Below are 14,655 nucleotides of genomic sequence, written 5' to 3' on the forward strand. Positions count from 1 at the left end.
GATGGTTTAATAATTTTTAAAATTGTCTATTCAGAGGCGACATTTGAAAAATTATCTAAACTGGCTGATGCAAAACACCCTGCCCGGCCAGGTGTTGCTACAGTCATGGCTTACCCGCAACGGCATAAACCGTAAGCTCTCTTACGTCTATGTCAAAAACGGTTGGCTCAGGCGGATCGCTCACGGCGTTTACTGCCGGACGGGTCGTGAACCAGACTGGGTGGATGCGATTTACTGCCTGCAAACTCAATGGGAAAAACCTGTGCGGGTGGCAGGGCTGACCAGCCTTGCGCTACAGGGCTATTCCCATTATACCGAACTGGGTAAACCTCAAGTTTGGCTCACGCTCCCGGCTTACATAAAGCTGCCGGGATGGTTCGCCGCCTTTGAGCCATCCGCCACCTTTGTCGTGCTCTATACATCGGGCCTGTCGGTTGATGTGATGCCATTCACGACAGAACTGAGAATCGGCGATCGGCGGCTGACTGGCAGCGTGCCAGAACTTGCCGCATATGAAATCGCCTGCGGTGTTCCCACACAAATATCATTTGAGCATGCTGATGCATTGTTTCAGGGTCTACACCTTCTCAGTCCGCGTAAATTACAGGCACTGCTCTATGCCAGCCATTCGGTAAAAACCAACAGGGTGATGCTCTACCTTGCCCAGCGCAATGGACATCCTTATTTTCAGTATCTCGATAAAAGTGGTATAGAAACAGGCGCTGGAAAGCGGCAAATTGTCCCCGGCGGCTGGCTGGAACCGGATTACCAGATCACTGTTCCCAGGGAGTTTAAATCGGAAGGAGTCGAAGATGGATCAGCGTGATATTTATGCCCGACAGGTCAAGTTGTTAATGACCGCCCTGCCGTATGTGGCGAAAGAACCTTGTTTCGCGCTGAAAGGCGGCACAGCAATTAATTTATTTGTGCAGGATTTTCCTCGTCTATCGGTAGATATCGATCTGGTTTATCAAACCTTCATAGATCGTGATACCGATCTAATCGCTATTGACGATGCATTGATGCGTATTACGGAATCGCTGAACGGCAGGCAGGGGATCACAGCGATCCGGCAGGAGAATAAAGCCGATGAAAAACGCATCATCGTTAACACCGTTGATGCGCAGATAAAGATTGAAGTCAGCCCGGTTTGGCGTGGATTGCTGTTACCTCCAGCAGAAATGCCGGTATGCGAGCAGGTGGAAATGGAATTCGGCTTTACCACCATGAATCTCGTCTCTCTGGCAGATCTTTACGGCGGTAAAATCTGCGCTGCGCTTGACCGCCAGCATCCGCGCGATCTGTTTGATGTACTTAATATGCTGGAAAAACCGTGCCTGACGCGTGAGATTTTTGATGGTTTTCTTTGCTATCTGGCAGGACATCCTCGCCCTATTGCCGAACTGCTGTCACCGAATTGGGACACATCGCGGATCGCCACACTATACGCACAGGAATTTTCAGGCATGACGCAGCAGGAAACATCACTGGAATCGCTGTTATCAGTAGCGACTCTACTGCCGCAGGCGTTGAAATCTCATTTTACCGCTCAGGACCGGCAATTCTTACTCAGCTATAAGCAAAACAACCCTGACTGGTCGCTGTATCGCTATCCTGATATTCAACATCTTCCCGCCATTCGCTGGAAACAGCGTAATTTATCGGCTTTACATGCTAAAAATCCGGCCAAATTTAGCGCGGCAGTAGGTAAGCTTGAGAAGGTTCTGGAACAACATTTTTAGCCCGGACTCAGAAGCTTAAAGAGATTGAATTGAGCCACGCTGTTTAGTTATCTCAACTGACGCCTAGAAACATCTCAAAAAACAATAAAAAATATCAGTTAAATCAATATATTTATCACAATGATTTCGATGCATTATCTCGAAACACCCGTTCCAAAATGTGGGTTTTTAGCCCTGTTATGTGTGGAACTACTCCACACATAACGACACTACAGGCCACTTACTCAAAAAACCAGCCTAACTACTGAGCCTACATTTAACTGTATTCACGCAGAAAATCGCTGCGTCCTCGCCTTAAATCTCAGCTTCTAAAAACGCAATAAATGCCCTTACCTTTGAATTCAGTGCCGAGCGTTCATTGACACAGGCATAAATATTCATCGGTAAAGACTCTACGTGGTTACCGCTACTGCGGTCTGAGCAGAACAAAGGCGTGAGTTGACCACTGTCTATCAACGGCTGGGCAACAAAGCTTGCCAGACGGGTAACTCCGCCTCCGTTTGCTGCTATTTTTGCAATAATATCAATATCATCACTGATAAATTTAGGGTTGAGCTTCACGTTAACAGGTTGCCCATTGACCATAAATGTCCAGGGAAGAAAACGTCCGTCTGTAGGATAGCGGAAAACCAGGCAGGCGTGCTGGCTTAGTTCTTCGGGAGTCTGAGGGGTGCCCGCACGATCCAGATAAGCCTGGGCCGCGCAGAATACAAATGGCAGCGATGCGATTTTTCTGGCAATCAACTGATCGTTCAGCTGTGCCTCGATGCGAATGCTGACGTCAACGCCTTCCGACCGATGGTTGACGTTACGATCGGTACTAATCAGTTCGATATCAATATCGGGGAAAGATTCTTTGAAAGCAGGCATCAGTGGATGCGATAACGTACCGACCAAACGCGGCAGTCGTCGCGATGCAAAGCGGACCTTGCAGTTTGGTTTCACTCGCAGCAGCCTGCGAAGCAAGCTCGATATCATGTGGAATATGACGTACTTTCTCGAAATAACGTTTACCGTTTTCGGTTAATGTCATGCTACGAGTGGTGCGCGATATCAGACGCACGCCCACATGTGTCTCAAGCCGTGAAAGGCTCTGGCTTACCGCCGCCGGACTCATACCTTTAGCTCGTGCCGCCGCGGCGATACTGCCGTTCTCCACCACGCGGATAAAATTGCTAATCAGCCCTAACACATCCATATTATCCTCGACGCTTTATTCGTTACTTTTATTTAATAATGATTAAAGCATAACGGCTCTACTGCCGTCTTGGTTAGCTTGATAGGTTAGCAGCCGTTTCACTAATCGTTGTTAACCAGGATAACTTGATGACTAATGCTGTTGCTAAAAATACCTCGCGATTCCGCTTCCCGAAGCACACTTCACCTTACGTATTTGCTCTTTATATGGCGACCATCATGGCATTTCTGATGTGTCTGGTCATCATTCTTGCCGAATTTGGAATGGGGCCACATTACATGGAAAATGTGATGAATGCTTATCAGGTTGCCATGCCAGCTGCTTTTGTTTGCATACTGATTGTCCGTCCCATTGTTACTCGGTTGGTAGGATTGACTGTTCACGGTCACTGAGTTATTCAATACGCCATTTCGTTCTCCCACAGTAAGGCTTGCGGTCCGCTCACAGCGCCTCGCCGACTATCAGGCTGAGTCATGCGCTAACATAGGTCACTGCCATCATTATTGATGGCAGTGACCTGCTCCCCGTGAATTAACACACCGCGATGTTAGTAATATCTTCATCAACAACGTGAGGACATCTCCATGAAGAAGCGTTTTTCCGACGAACAGATCATTAGTATCCTCCGCGAGGCCGAAGCCATGTTGGATAAGGAGGCGCTGCAGGTGGCTCTGGGCCGAAAGTTCTGACGACAGACCAGAAGCGGGAAGCCGTGGAAGTCATGTGTGAGGTAACGGATCTGTCGCAACATCGTGCCGAATGTCTAAATGAGCACTGGTTCAGCGATATCGTTCACGCAAAAAAAACCATTAATGACTGGGGGAAGGTCAGGTGACCATGAATAGGTTTATGCATATCTTCGTCTGTAATATGGTAGCCATACATTTGCGCTGTTTCACGCTATGCTCTTTCAATAAAATTCTGGAATCGATCAATACGGTTTTATATATTCTTTATCGTTCAGTAATTCCGTTTCGAAAAATATACTATTTTTTCTTTAATCACAATTAAGTCTGATAGGAGATAAATTGCATCCATTATTTTATTATCGGGTGTACCCACAATGACTGTTATAGCTGCCACACGATTACGGTATCGACGTTGAACAGCCGGACATGGCTCACCCGTAAATGGCTGCCTGACCAGTATTCCTTATGCCATCAATAAAATCGCCGCTCAATTCAGATTTTTTTGAAAATCAGCGTTTCATTCAAAATATACGCAAGGCTCGGTGCTCCTAAAGAAAATTCAATCTTAGTCGGATTACTTATACTCGCCGTTGGCTTGAGAAGAAGGTTACTATTTGTATTAGGTTTTGGCAGCGCGCTTCCTTGTGTAAGGTTAGTTACCGTTAAATAGTATGAAATTTGTGAGAGATCGAAATAATAGTAGGTATTCGGCGCACCTTGAATTACCAAGGCCGGCGATGTACCCATATATAGAGCAACACTCATCGTCAATGAATTTTGAACGGTAAAGCTGGTGTCTGTCATAATTTCTAATTTATTGTAAAGGCTGCTATTTACATAAGGGGATCCCGAAAAAAAGCCACTACTACTCTTGTATTGAATAGGAAGCCCATTCGTTCCCCCTGCGACACCAGGGTAAACCGCCGTTGGGGACTGTCCGCTGTTGAATTGAACACTGGCATCAATAGGTAGTGAGCTGCTTCCCCAACCTAGTCCAAAGGCATTTTGATCCCATTGAAATAAGTAATTCCCACCATCATTTATCGTCTTCAGTGACCAAACCAGAGAAAACCCGCTGTTATTTGAGGCATCAGACAGGAATATAGCGATATTTTGCTGCGCCCCGCTGCTATTCGTTACGTTTACAGAATAAGTCACGATCGGGCGTCCTCTTTAAAAGTAAATATGAATAAACATTGTGGATAATAGAATAGTTAACGTATTGGTTAACAGACTTAAAATAAATTTTAAATTAACATGGTTAAAGAGGAATACTTAACTCTCAATACAAAATATTGAGGAACCAATCTGCGGTTTACTACAGATTGGTTCTTCATAAACAAGATGCTCTATTTTCTTCCTAAGAAAGCCGCACTATTAGACTGGAATAAATTGCAACGTTTCATTGAGTTTGAACTGCAACGACGTGACGCCAGCCGCGAAGGAGAATTGCGTTGGGCTACTAACAAATGTTCCCGAGACAGCAACGCCTTGTTTTGAATCAGTAGTACAAATCCAATAGGTTGGATGTGTATCAAACAAGAAATTCCCATTCGGTTTGCCTTGCATGGCAAATGCCGGTAAAGAGTTCATGTAAACAGCAAGGCTCATCGCTTGTGATTGTGTGACGGTAAATGTTGAGTCGGTACTTACTAACATGCTGCCGCTTGACACGTCTTGGTTGTGGAATGCCAAAGGATCTGTTTTGAACTGACCGCCGGAGTAAGTTACCCCCATCGAGTTGTTTCCACTAGATGCTGTAGGGTCCATGCTTTGGAGCGGCCCACCAGAAGTCCACTTAACGCCCGGCGCCAGGGGTTGTTGAGTTGTACCCCAGTTAAGCGCCCAATCGATTGTCCAATTGTAAGTGTTGGTATTTCCATCATTAACCGTTTGCAGCAACCATACCAAGGGCAAACCTGCAGTGAGGTTAGGGTAAGTCTGATAGATGGCAATGTTTGCTGGAGCACCACTAGCATTTAACACAGAAAGACTATATGAAGACATAAATGTATTTCCTTTAAGTATGTACTCGTCATACTTCAAGTTGCCTGTGCGTTGGCTGCGCGACTCGATACACTTACTACGTATATCTCGCCCCGCTGCAAGCAGCGTTCAAACCTGCCTATGACAGATTTGTCAGTCACCCGAATCACTGACTTGTGTAAGCTCATCGGGATGAAATGGGAGACAGAATGTCTCTCACCAAAGGCCAGCCGCCGGATGGATAAATTCGTTCCTGACGAATTTATCCTTCTCTTGCCGCCTTCCTAAAACTCGAATTATTTAGAGTGTAATTAGCTATGGGATCGGTATTTTTAGAAAATTGACTACGGTACTACGTTCCAGAAAGAACCATTTAATTGTTGCCACTATTCCATATTATGCAAATATATTTTTCATTTAAAAAATAAACACCAGCCTATTTAATAGCAAAATAAACATTTATTTACGCATTAAAAAAACACACCGTAAGCAATTAATTCAATATATTCATCACGATAACCGCCCAACAAAAAACCATTAATTAACAAAATATCAGTTAGAATAATTAACACCATGGTGTTTATTTACAACATGCATTTGATTTAACTATATTTAAAATAAATCAGAAAAAACTTTTTTAAAAATAACAGACATTGATCATTATCTCATTTAATAAGAGTTTACATTTAACCATTTAAATATAAATAAAGATCTATAAAATCAATTACTACGACATATTGACGGGTAACATTAAAAATTAATTAACGTGAAATTCATATACTTTAAATAATTCGAGTTGCAGGAAGGCGGCAAGAGAGGGAATCCCGATGAGCTTACTCAAGTAAGTGATTCGGGTGAGTGAACGCAGCCAACGCACATGCAGCTTGAAGTATTACGGGTATACTTTAAATAATTCGAGTTTTAGGAAGATGGTGGCGCAGGGAATCCCCAGAAGCTTACATCGGTCAGTGACTGGGATGAGCGAAGCCAATTTGAACGCTGCTCACGAAAGCCCCAGCACCAGCCCGTCATACGCCGCATGAACGTTCTCAGGCAGCAGCGTTTGCGTTTGGAGCCAGCGATCCAGTTCGTGGCCGATGTGGGTCAGATGCATTTGTTTAGGTTTAAGCTGGGTGAAGATCTCCAGCGCACGAGTGACGTCGTTGTGGTTGCGTGGAGGCGTTGTCTGGGGAGGATGGCTGCAATCGACAACCGCATAATCGAGCGTGTGGGCGGAGAGAAACTGAGTCGTTTCGGGCGGTAACCCGATGGTGTCGGTCAGGTAGGCCAGCGTATGCGTCGGCGTTTGGATGAGGTAGCCATAGGTTAATTTGGAATGGATTAAGGGAACCGGCGTGAGCCTGATGCCGTCCAGTTCGAAGGGTTGGAAAGCCATCAGCGGTTTTTGAAAATGCAGAATCCCTGGGTGCTTGAAGAGGTCGTCGCAACCCACCTCATCTGGTGGGCCAAAGACAGGAATGGGCTCACCGTAGCCCCAGCGAAGGGGAAATAATCTCTGAACGTGATCCATATGATAGTGGGTCAGTAAAATATGTCGATGCGGATAGGGGAGTAGATAAGGCGATAGCTCAGGTAATCCGGCATCAATCAGGATGATACGGTCTTTTGTTGTGATTGCCGCACAGCAGGCACGACGCCGTTTGCTTTCATCGCGTTGCGCCTGCTGGCAAACCTCACATTCACAGCCAAATGCAGGAACCTGCTGCGCACCGCCGGTTCCCAGAAAGTGAAAAACGATCCCGTCACTATTTGCTGCTATATTTGCTATCATCGGTTTTCTCCTGCTATTCGGTACGCTTGTCACCCGACCTATTATTCTTCGCGGTGCGCCGCGCAAGCCCGGTCGAACGGCAGCAGCGACTGAAAGGTGGATAAGGTGCGTTGCAGATCGCCGTCGTTGTTCAACAAAACACAGTCGCTTTGTAAGTGGCTTTGCTCGTCCTCGGCACGCTGTAAACGTGTGGCAATTTGCTGTTCACTTTCCCGCCCTCTGGCGCGTAGCCGCTGCCGCAGTGCAGATTCAGAGACGGTCAGGCATATCGGAAATAGCGTATTGCCGTAGCGTTCACGCGCCTGAGTCAGATAAGCTCGCGAGCCGTTAACGATGACGTAGCTCCCCCGCTGTAACCAGTCATCAATCTCTATCCCGATGCCGTAATGGCACTGATGCGCCTGCCAATCGAGTGCGAAAATACCAAGCTGCTGACGTATCGCAAACTCTTCGGGGGTAAGCGCTATGTGGTTCTCTCCTTGAATTTCTGCGGGACGGGTAATGTACCGATGCGCCACCAGCAGGCGTGGCAGCGGCAGTTGACGGATCGCCCGAAGCAGGCTGTCTTTGCCTGCGCCGGAAGGGCCAATAAGGTAGATGAGTTTTGTCATGATCAGAATACCCGAACGCCCTGACGCCACACTCGCATCAGCTTCATTTGCGGCGCTTGCCGTTTGACGAGCAGCAGGTCGGCTCGCCGCCCTTCTTCAATGCAGCCGCGATCGTCAAATTTCAGTGCCTGAGCGGGGTTGCTGCTAACCAGAGCAATGGCTCGCGGCAGATCGTAATCATTGCGAGCGTCCTCTGCGATCATGAATGCCGCCTCCAGCAAACTGGCCGGGTAATAGTCCGAAGACAGGATGTGAAGCACACCAAGCGTAGCCAGATGATGTGCCGATACATTGCCGGAATGCGAGCCGCCGCAGATGACATTCGGTGCCCCCATCAGCACGTCCATTCCAACACCGTGTGCCTGCTGTGCCGCGATCTCGGTGGTGGGAAATTCAGCGATGGCGACACGATGCTGGTGGGACTCGGTGATATGTTCAGGCGTCGCATCGTCATGGCTAGCCAGCGTGATGCCTTTTTCATGGCAAAGGCGAACGATAGCCTCACGGTTCGGCTGCGACCAGCGGCGTGAACCGGCGAGTTGTTCCTCCTCAAACGCAGCCATTTGTTCATCATTGAGGTGATACTTGCCTTTGTAATACTGATGATATTTCTCTTGGGAAGAAAATTGCCGCTGCCCCGGAGAGTGATCCATTAATGATGCAAGCGCGACCAGTGGAATATCCGCCAGTTGTTCAAAGAGGGGAAACGTATCCTGATGCGGCAGCTCACAGCGCAGATGCAGATGGTGGTCAGCCCGATTGGTGCCATGTTGCTGGCTGTACAACACCGCATCCGTCATGCGCCGCAGGTTCTCAAGCCGATGCCCACCGTCGCGCACATCCCCGACCGCAACGGCATCCAAAACGGTGGTGATCCCGCTGGAGATAATCAACGCGTCGTGATTGCGCATCGCCGCCTCAGAAGGCCAGTTAACGCCGGGGCGCGGTGTAAAACATTTATCAAGATTATCCGTATGTAACTCGACAAGCCCAGGCAGGAGCCAAGCCTGTTCACCATCCAGCGCACCGGGATGACGACTTGGCCTATCGCTGATGCGGTGAATTACGCCGTTGCGCACCTCCAATGAGCCATGAATGATTTCCTGCGAGAGCACCATATTGACGTTATTAATGATCATTTACGTTCTCCTGAGTGCGGGAAATCATTGCCATTGAGTAAAGGCGATCGGCGACGTGTTGGCGAACTTCATCATCATGAAAGATGCCGACGACGGCACACCCTTTGTTTTTTGCCTCATCGATGAGCTGTGTGACGGCCAGCCGATTTTTGGCATCCAGCGAGGCCGTCGGTTCGTCTAACAGCAGAATCGGGTAATCACCAATAAATCCGCGAGCAATATTGATGCGCTGCTGTTCACCGCCGGAAAAGGTGGCGGGCGCGAGCGACCAGAGCCGCTCGGGGACGTTCAGATGTGTCAGCAGTTCACCGCCGCGAATCTCGCTTTCCTGACGCGACATGCCGCGTTCTAGTAACGGCTGGATGACCACGTTCAATGTGCTAATACGCGGAATGACGCGCAGAAACTGGCTTACCCAGCCCACCGTTTCACGGCGGATTTCCAGTACATGCCGGGCATCCGCGTTGACGATATCGACCCAGTGTTCGCGGTGGCGCACCCAGATATGGCCGCCATCGGGCCGATAGTTGCCGTATAGCGAGCGCAGCAGCGTGGATTTTCCTGTCCCTGAATGCCCATGCAGCGCGACGCATTCACCACATTTCACGGACAGGCTAATATCGTGGAAAACGGGCAACCGTGTGCCCTGCTGGTTATATAATACGAACGTTTTATCAACGTTCTCGATGCGTAATTGCGTATCCATCAAGCGTCCTTTTGTCTGGATTTACAGAATGGAAGAAACGAGCAACTGGGTATAAGGATGGCTCGGATCGTCGAGCACCCTGTCCGTTAATCCCTGCTCGACAACTCGCCCTCGCTGCATTACCAGCAGACGATGTGACAGCAGACGAGCTACCCCGAGATCGTGGGTCACGATGACGACAGAAAGCTGCATCTCCACCACCAGCGTCCTGAGCAGATCGAGCAACCGCGCCTGAACCGACACATCTAACCCGCCGGTGGGTTCATCCATAAATATCAGCCGCGGTGCCGTCACCAGATTGCGCGCGATCTGAAGGCGTTGCTGCATCCCGCCGGAAAATGTGGTCGGCAGATCGTCCAGCCGATTTTCGGGCAGTTCGACGTTTGCCATCCACTGCGCTGCCTTACTACGGATATCGCCGTAGTGCCGATGACCAATTGCCATGAGCCGTTCGCCAATATTGCCGCCCGCAGACACGGTCGGGCGTAGCCCTGACAGCGGGTGCTGCCAGACGATTCCCCACTCGGTTCGCACTAGCGCTCGCCGCTGCCGTTCGCTGATGTCATAGATCGAGAGCGCCTGCTGCTCGGCGTTACGGTAGATAACCTCACCATCCTGCGGTGCCAGACGTGCGGAAATCGCGTTCAGCAACGTCGTCTTTCCTGAACCCGATTCGCCGACAATCCCTAACACTTCCCCCGGCCACAGTTGAAACGACACGTCGCGGAAGCCTTTTTCCGGCGCATATAAATGCGTGAGATGTCGCACATCAAGCAGAGGGCTGTCGGATACGTGATGTTCTGTCGTCATGACGTTTTTCCTCCCTGACTCTGGCGCTGCTGACAATAGTCTGTGTCGGAGCAGACGAACATGCGTGTGCCGTCATCATCCATCACCACTTCATCCAGGAAGCTGTCGCGTGCGCCACACAGCTCACACGGCTTGTCCCACTGCTGTATTGTGAAAGGGTGATCGTCGAAATCTAGGCTTTCCACCACGGTATACGGCGGAACGGCATAGACCCGCTTCTCACGCCCGGCACCAAAAAGTTGCAGCGCGGGCATCATGTCCATCTTCGGGTTGTCGAATTTCGGGATGGGTGATGGATCCATCACGTAGCGGTGATTCACCTTCACCGGGTAAGCGTAAGTCGTGGCGATATGCCCAAAGCGCGCGATGTCTTCATAGAGCTTCACCTGCATGACACCGTATTCTTCCAGCGCATGCATTTTGCACGTCTCGGTTTCACGCGGTTCAATAAAGCGCAGCGGCTCAGGGATCGGCACCTGAAAGACCAAGATCTGATCTTCCTTAAGCGGCGTTTCAGGAATGCGGTGTCGCGTTTGAATCAGCGTCGCTTCGCTGGTTTTTTCCGTGGTAGGCACATTTGTCACCTTGCGGAAAAAGGTACGGATCGATACCGCATTGGTCGTATCGTCGGAGCCTTGATCGATAACTTTGAGCGTATCGTCCGGCCCGATGATACTGGCGGTGATTTGAATGCCGCCGGTACCCCAGCCGTAAGGCATTGGCATTTCCCGGCTGCCGAACGGCACCTGATGCCCTGGGATGGCGATCGCTTTCAAGATCGCGCGCCGTATCATGCCCTTCGTGCTTTCATCCAGATAAGCATAGTTGTATTCCGTGTCTGAATCGTCGTATGCCGTTTCTGGCCGGCTACCTTTCTGGCGGGAGATCGTTGTCTGGCCCATCACGCGTTACTCCTTGGCACAGACGCGAGGTATTCCTCACGTAGTCGTTTTAATAGCTCCAGCTCTGACTGGAAATCGACGTAATGCGGAAGCTTCAGGTGCGAGACAAACCCCGCGGCCTCCACATTGTCCGCATGGGAAAGCACAAACTCCTCATCCTGAGCCGGGCCGCGAATTTCCTCTTGATAATCGGCGGCCTGAAGCGCGCGATCGGCTAATGCCACCGTGATGGCCTTACGCTCCGAACGGCCGAATGCCAGCCCGTATCCACGGGTAAAATGCGGCGCGTCGTTGGTGGGTTTAACAAAGCCGTTTACGGTTTCGCATTCGGTTAGCAGGATCTCCCCAATATCGATGGCAAAGCCCACCTCTTCGGCGACAATACTGACGGTGATATATCCCGTGCGGATCTCACTGACAAACGGATGGTTGCGGCCATAGCCGCGCTGGGTTGAATACCCGAGTGACAGGAGAAACCCCTCGTCGCCGCGAAACAGCTGCTGAAGACGCGCCGCACGCGTGCCGGGGTAACTCGGCGGCTCCATCGTGATGTCTGGCGGATCGCTGTCGTCGTTGATATTCCGTTCGGGGACCAAGTGCTGTTGAGCAAGGAACTGAAACGCATGAGGAATGTGTTCACGGGTTCCTTCATCCTCATCAACAGCGTCAGGTTGTGGTGCGACAGGATCCTCACCGTCGGCCAATAGAGAGAAATCCAGCAAGCGATGGGTATAGTCGTAGGTCGGGCCCAATAGCTGCCCGCCCGGTAAATCCTTGAAAATGGCCGAAACGCGGCGCTCAAGACGCATATCAGGCGTATTAAGCGGCTGACTAATTCCCCAGCGTGGCAGCGTGGAACGGTAGGCTCGTAAGAGAAAGATACTTTCTACCAGATCGCCACTGGCCTGCTTGATGGCTAGTGCGGCGAGTTGGCGGTCGTAAATATTGCCTTCGGTCATGACGCGATCGACGGCTAAATTCAACTGCTGTTCTATTTGTGAACAGTCTAATTCTGGAATATCCGTGCACCCGCGGCGGCGACAGGACTGTAGCTGGTGAGCGGCCTCAATGGCCTTTTCCCCACCTTTGACGGCAACGTACATTAGCATTCCTCCACGTGGGTACTTCTCGGGATCGCAAAGAGCTTTTTCCCAGAGGTAAAAAGAAAATCCAATCCTGTAGGGAAAGCATGAGGGCGGTTGCACAGATAGTTCCTGACACTACCGGGCAAACGGGGAGAGATAATGCGATGTGTCTTGATGCCCGGACCGGTCAGTTTTAAACAAGGCCCGTCATGCATTCCTTCCACTTCGACAATAACGGTGGTGGATTTTTCTGGTTCGACTTCGCTGCCGCAGGAGAGCGCCATTAGATCATAAGAAAAAGGGTTGCCGCTCAGCAGCACAAAGTAGGCCTCTTCCAGCGTCGTGGCGATTGGCACGTTCGTATGCAGGCAAAGCGTGCGCAGCAGCAGCGGGTTACCAATCCGAGGATCGATAAACAGCGGCGTAGTGTGGCTGGTCAGCGTAAGCAGCGTGGCCGCCGTGGCAGACGATATCGATTCCAGACCGGAAACATTCGGCACCGTCACCAGAGAGCCCGGCTCGCTCATTGCCTTCACGATTTTACGAAAGCAGAGCTGTGTGCCAAATACAGGGTGGGCGAAGCCCGTCATCGTTGTCATGACAAATCATTCCCCCCCTGACCAAAGTAAAGAAATTTACCCGGCTGGCAGCCACTTCATGCTGTAGCTGTTCCCGGTGCGCACATTGCTGGTCTGCTAATGGCGTGATGATGCGCTCCCAGATTTCATGGAAATAGGATCGGGTTTGCAAGAGCGCATCGATCCAGGCGCAAAGCTCGGCATGCGGTTTGTTTCTGCCCGCGATATAGCTGTAGCCACACGTTCCATCTTCCAGCTGTACCGCCGCACGGGTCACCGTCATGTCGCCCACAATAAAGCGCGGGCCATCAACCTCCATTCTTCCCTGTAGCTGGATCAAACCAATCTGTGTCGGGCGTAATAGCTGGTAATTCGTTGGGAAATTCAACGTTCCCCAGTGTTCTTCCAGCTCGGCAGGATCGCTGTGAGCAAGAATGGACATCCAGCGTTGGCGCTGTGTTAACTCTGACATCTACTCCCTCCCCGCAGACAAGCTGCGTGAGAGATAAGAAAAGCAGGCAGTTTGATCCTGAGGCTCAGCCGAGAGATCCGCCGTGTGTTGATAGCACTGACGCGCCGTATCGAAGAATTCGCTTTGGATCTCGGCGCGTTGGAAAAGCGTATGCGCCAGATCGAGATCTTTCAGTCGGATGGATAAAGGGACAGATACAGCTTCACGCGGGTTCAGATAGCGATCTAACATGACGTCCATATAGGTCGAACGGCCGCGCCCCAGCGTTAACGCGTCTGCCAGTACATCGGGGGCGATGCCGTGGCCTTCCGCCACCAATAGCGCTTCCGCCGCCACCAGCAGATGCACCGCCTCGCAATAGTTATTAATCACCTTCATGGTCTGTGCACTGTAGTTACTCGCCATCAGCACATAGCGATCCGACAGGCTGGTGACGACACCGTTAACCACGCTGGCAAAATCATCCACACACGGCCCCACCCAGGCGGCAAGCTTGCCCTGTCGCGCGCCCTCCGGCCCGCCCGACACCGGGCATTCCACATAATGTGCACCGTGCTGGTGAAAAAAAGCCTCCATCCAGCGGCTTTCTTCCGGCCCTATCGTACTGATATTGATTAACAAAGGGCGATAGCGGGTCAGTTTCTGTGTGACCTCCTCCGGCTGAAAAACGTCACGTATCGCCTCCGCATCCTTCAGGCAGATCAGCACAACTTGTTTTTCCTGCGTGAACAGCTGGTGCAGTTCAGGGACGGCTTGAGCGCCTTCGGCGGCAACCTCGCTCGCTTTACTGTAAGTCCGGTTGAACACGCTGAGCGAGAACTGACGCTGTAATAGTCTGAGCGAGATAGCTTTTCCTAATACACCAACGCCAACTAAAGAAACAGAATGAGTCATATCGGCAATCCTTGTCGCTAAGGGGTGGCAATACTCAGGGTATTGCCGCTC

The 14,655-nt window shown here is 50.4% G+C and carries 15 protein-coding genes and 2 pseudogenes; 4 read left to right on the top strand and 13 right to left on the bottom strand.

Annotated features, from left to right (window positions below):
* The first annotated feature begins 43 nt into the window (after nt 1-43).
* Nucleotides 44-826, top strand: coding sequence for a type IV toxin-antitoxin system AbiEi family antitoxin domain-containing protein (locus tag DUT67_RS19320; RefSeq protein ID WP_113626354.1), 783 nt, complete (start codon nt 44-46; stop codon nt 824-826).
* On the top strand, nt 813-1,742 hold the full coding sequence (locus tag DUT67_RS19325) for a nucleotidyl transferase AbiEii/AbiGii toxin family protein (protein WP_113626355.1): 930 nt from the start codon (nt 813-815) through the stop codon (nt 1,740-1,742). The genes DUT67_RS19320 and DUT67_RS19325 overlap by 14 nt, the downstream gene beginning before the upstream one ends.
* 294 nt (nt 1,743-2,036) lie before the next feature.
* On the opposite strand, the pseudogene DUT67_RS19330 reads toward DUT67_RS19325, so the two are convergent.
* Nucleotides 2,037-2,940 (bottom strand): annotated as a pseudogene (locus DUT67_RS19330) (LysR family transcriptional regulator).
* Nucleotides 2,941-3,068: 128 nt separating this feature from the next.
* Between DUT67_RS19330 and DUT67_RS19335 the strand changes: the two are divergent.
* The gene (locus DUT67_RS19335; protein ID WP_113626356.1) at nt 3,069-3,332 is read left to right on the top strand and encodes a DUF2798 domain-containing protein; all 264 of its coding nucleotides are present in this window, start codon (nt 3,069-3,071) and stop codon (nt 3,330-3,332) included.
* 192 nt (nt 3,333-3,524) lie between these two features.
* Nucleotides 3,525-3,697: pseudogene (locus DUT67_RS19340) on the top strand (IS3 family transposase); the annotation flags it as partial.
* A 424-nt stretch (nt 3,698-4,121) separates the two neighbouring features.
* Here the strand turns inward: DUT67_RS19340 and DUT67_RS19345 are convergent.
* From DUT67_RS19345 to DUT67_RS19400, 12 genes are all read right to left on the bottom strand, one after another.
* Nucleotides 4,122-4,787, bottom strand: a complete 666-nt coding sequence (locus tag DUT67_RS19345; protein WP_189339495.1) for a hypothetical protein — start codon at nt 4,785-4,787, stop codon at nt 4,122-4,124.
* A gap of 219 nt (nt 4,788-5,006) precedes the next feature.
* Nucleotides 5,007-5,636: a hypothetical protein gene (locus DUT67_RS19350; protein ID WP_113626358.1), complete on the bottom strand. Its 630-nt coding sequence runs from the start codon at nt 5,634-5,636 to the stop codon at nt 5,007-5,009.
* A gap of 982 nt (nt 5,637-6,618) precedes the next feature.
* Nucleotides 6,619-7,407: a phosphonate metabolism protein PhnP gene (gene phnP, locus DUT67_RS19355; protein ID WP_189339496.1), complete on the bottom strand. Its 789-nt coding sequence runs from the start codon at nt 7,405-7,407 to the stop codon at nt 6,619-6,621.
* A gap of 41 nt (nt 7,408-7,448) precedes the next feature.
* Nucleotides 7,449-8,018, bottom strand: a complete 570-nt coding sequence (phnN, locus tag DUT67_RS19360; protein ID WP_113632149.1) for a ribose 1,5-bisphosphokinase — start codon at nt 8,016-8,018, stop codon at nt 7,449-7,451.
* Nucleotides 8,019-8,020: 2 nt separating this feature from the next.
* Nucleotides 8,021-9,157, bottom strand: a complete 1,137-nt coding sequence (gene phnM / locus DUT67_RS19365; protein WP_113626360.1) for an alpha-D-ribose 1-methylphosphonate 5-triphosphate diphosphatase — start codon at nt 9,155-9,157, stop codon at nt 8,021-8,023.
* Nucleotides 9,147-9,863: a phosphonate C-P lyase system protein PhnL gene (gene phnL, locus DUT67_RS19370; protein WP_113626361.1), complete on the bottom strand. Its 717-nt coding sequence runs from the start codon at nt 9,861-9,863 to the stop codon at nt 9,147-9,149. The genes phnM and phnL overlap by 11 nt, the downstream gene beginning before the upstream one ends.
* Before the next feature lie 21 nt (nt 9,864-9,884).
* A complete protein-coding gene (gene phnK, locus DUT67_RS19375) occupies nt 9,885-10,673 on the bottom strand; it encodes a phosphonate C-P lyase system protein PhnK (RefSeq protein ID WP_113626362.1) in 789 nt (262 codons plus the stop codon).
* The gene (locus DUT67_RS19380) at nt 10,670-11,467 is read right to left on the bottom strand and encodes an alpha-D-ribose 1-methylphosphonate 5-phosphate C-P-lyase PhnJ (protein WP_262983468.1); all 798 of its coding nucleotides are present in this window, start codon (nt 11,465-11,467) and stop codon (nt 10,670-10,672) included. Before DUT67_RS19380 ends, phnK begins: the two co-directional genes overlap by 4 nt.
* Before the next feature lie 107 nt (nt 11,468-11,574).
* Nucleotides 11,575-12,678 carry a carbon-phosphorus lyase complex subunit PhnI gene (locus tag DUT67_RS19385; protein WP_113626364.1) on the bottom strand — a complete coding sequence of 368 codons (1,104 nt, stop codon included), beginning with the start codon at nt 12,676-12,678 and terminating at the stop codon, nt 11,575-11,577.
* The gene (gene phnH / locus DUT67_RS19390; RefSeq protein WP_048258529.1) at nt 12,678-13,259 is read right to left on the bottom strand and encodes a phosphonate C-P lyase system protein PhnH; all 582 of its coding nucleotides are present in this window, start codon (nt 13,257-13,259) and stop codon (nt 12,678-12,680) included. The genes DUT67_RS19385 and phnH overlap by 1 nt, the downstream gene beginning before the upstream one ends.
* Nucleotides 13,201-13,710 (bottom strand): phosphonate C-P lyase system protein PhnG, encoded by a 510-nt coding sequence (gene phnG, locus DUT67_RS19395; RefSeq protein ID WP_223254601.1) that lies wholly within the window; start codon nt 13,708-13,710, stop codon nt 13,201-13,203. The genes phnH and phnG overlap by 59 nt, the downstream gene beginning before the upstream one ends.
* Entirely contained in the window at nt 13,711-14,604 is an 894-nt protein-coding gene (locus tag DUT67_RS19400; RefSeq protein WP_113626365.1) for an NAD(P)-dependent oxidoreductase, read from the bottom strand.
* Between the last annotated feature and the right edge of the window lie 51 nt (nt 14,605-14,655).

Origin of the sequence: Pectobacterium peruviense (assembly GCF_003312355.2) — a bacterium.
Taxonomy (GTDB): Bacteria; Pseudomonadota; Gammaproteobacteria; order Enterobacterales; family Enterobacteriaceae; genus Pectobacterium; species Pectobacterium peruviense.

Excerpts from the sequence above, each read along its gene's own strand:
- DUT67_RS19325 (WP_113626355.1), top strand. The coding sequence starts at position 813 with ATGGATCAGCGTGATATTTATGCCCGACAGGTCAAGTTGTTAATGACC.
- phnP (WP_189339496.1), bottom strand. The coding sequence starts at position 7,407 with ATGATAGCAAATATAGCAGCAAATAGTGACGGGATCGTTTTTCACTTT.
- phnM (WP_113626360.1), bottom strand. The coding sequence starts at position 9,157 with ATGATCATTAATAACGTCAATATGGTGCTCTCGCAGGAAATCATTCAT.
- phnN (WP_113632149.1), bottom strand. The coding sequence starts at position 8,018 with ATGACAAAACTCATCTACCTTATTGGCCCTTCCGGCGCAGGCAAAGAC.
- DUT67_RS19400 (WP_113626365.1), bottom strand. The coding sequence starts at position 14,604 with ATGACTCATTCTGTTTCTTTAGTTGGCGTTGGTGTATTAGGAAAAGCT.
- DUT67_RS19335 (WP_113626356.1), top strand. The coding sequence starts at position 3,069 with ATGACTAATGCTGTTGCTAAAAATACCTCGCGATTCCGCTTCCCGAAG.
- phnG (WP_223254601.1), bottom strand. The coding sequence starts at position 13,710 with ATGTCAGAGTTAACACAGCGCCAACGCTGGATGTCCATTCTTGCTCAC.
- phnH (WP_048258529.1), bottom strand. The coding sequence starts at position 13,259 with ATGACAACGATGACGGGCTTCGCCCACCCTGTATTTGGCACACAGCTC.
- phnL (WP_113626361.1), bottom strand. The coding sequence starts at position 9,863 with ATGGATACGCAATTACGCATCGAGAACGTTGATAAAACGTTCGTATTA.
- phnK (WP_113626362.1), bottom strand. The coding sequence starts at position 10,673 with ATGACGACAGAACATCACGTATCCGACAGCCCTCTGCTTGATGTGCGA.
- DUT67_RS19350 (WP_113626358.1), bottom strand. The coding sequence starts at position 5,636 with ATGTCTTCATATAGTCTTTCTGTGTTAAATGCTAGTGGTGCTCCAGCA.
- DUT67_RS19385 (WP_113626364.1), bottom strand. The coding sequence starts at position 12,678 with ATGTACGTTGCCGTCAAAGGTGGGGAAAAGGCCATTGAGGCCGCTCAC.
- DUT67_RS19380 (WP_262983468.1), bottom strand. The coding sequence starts at position 11,467 with ATGATACGGCGCGCGATCTTGAAAGCGATCGCCATCCCAGGGCATCAG.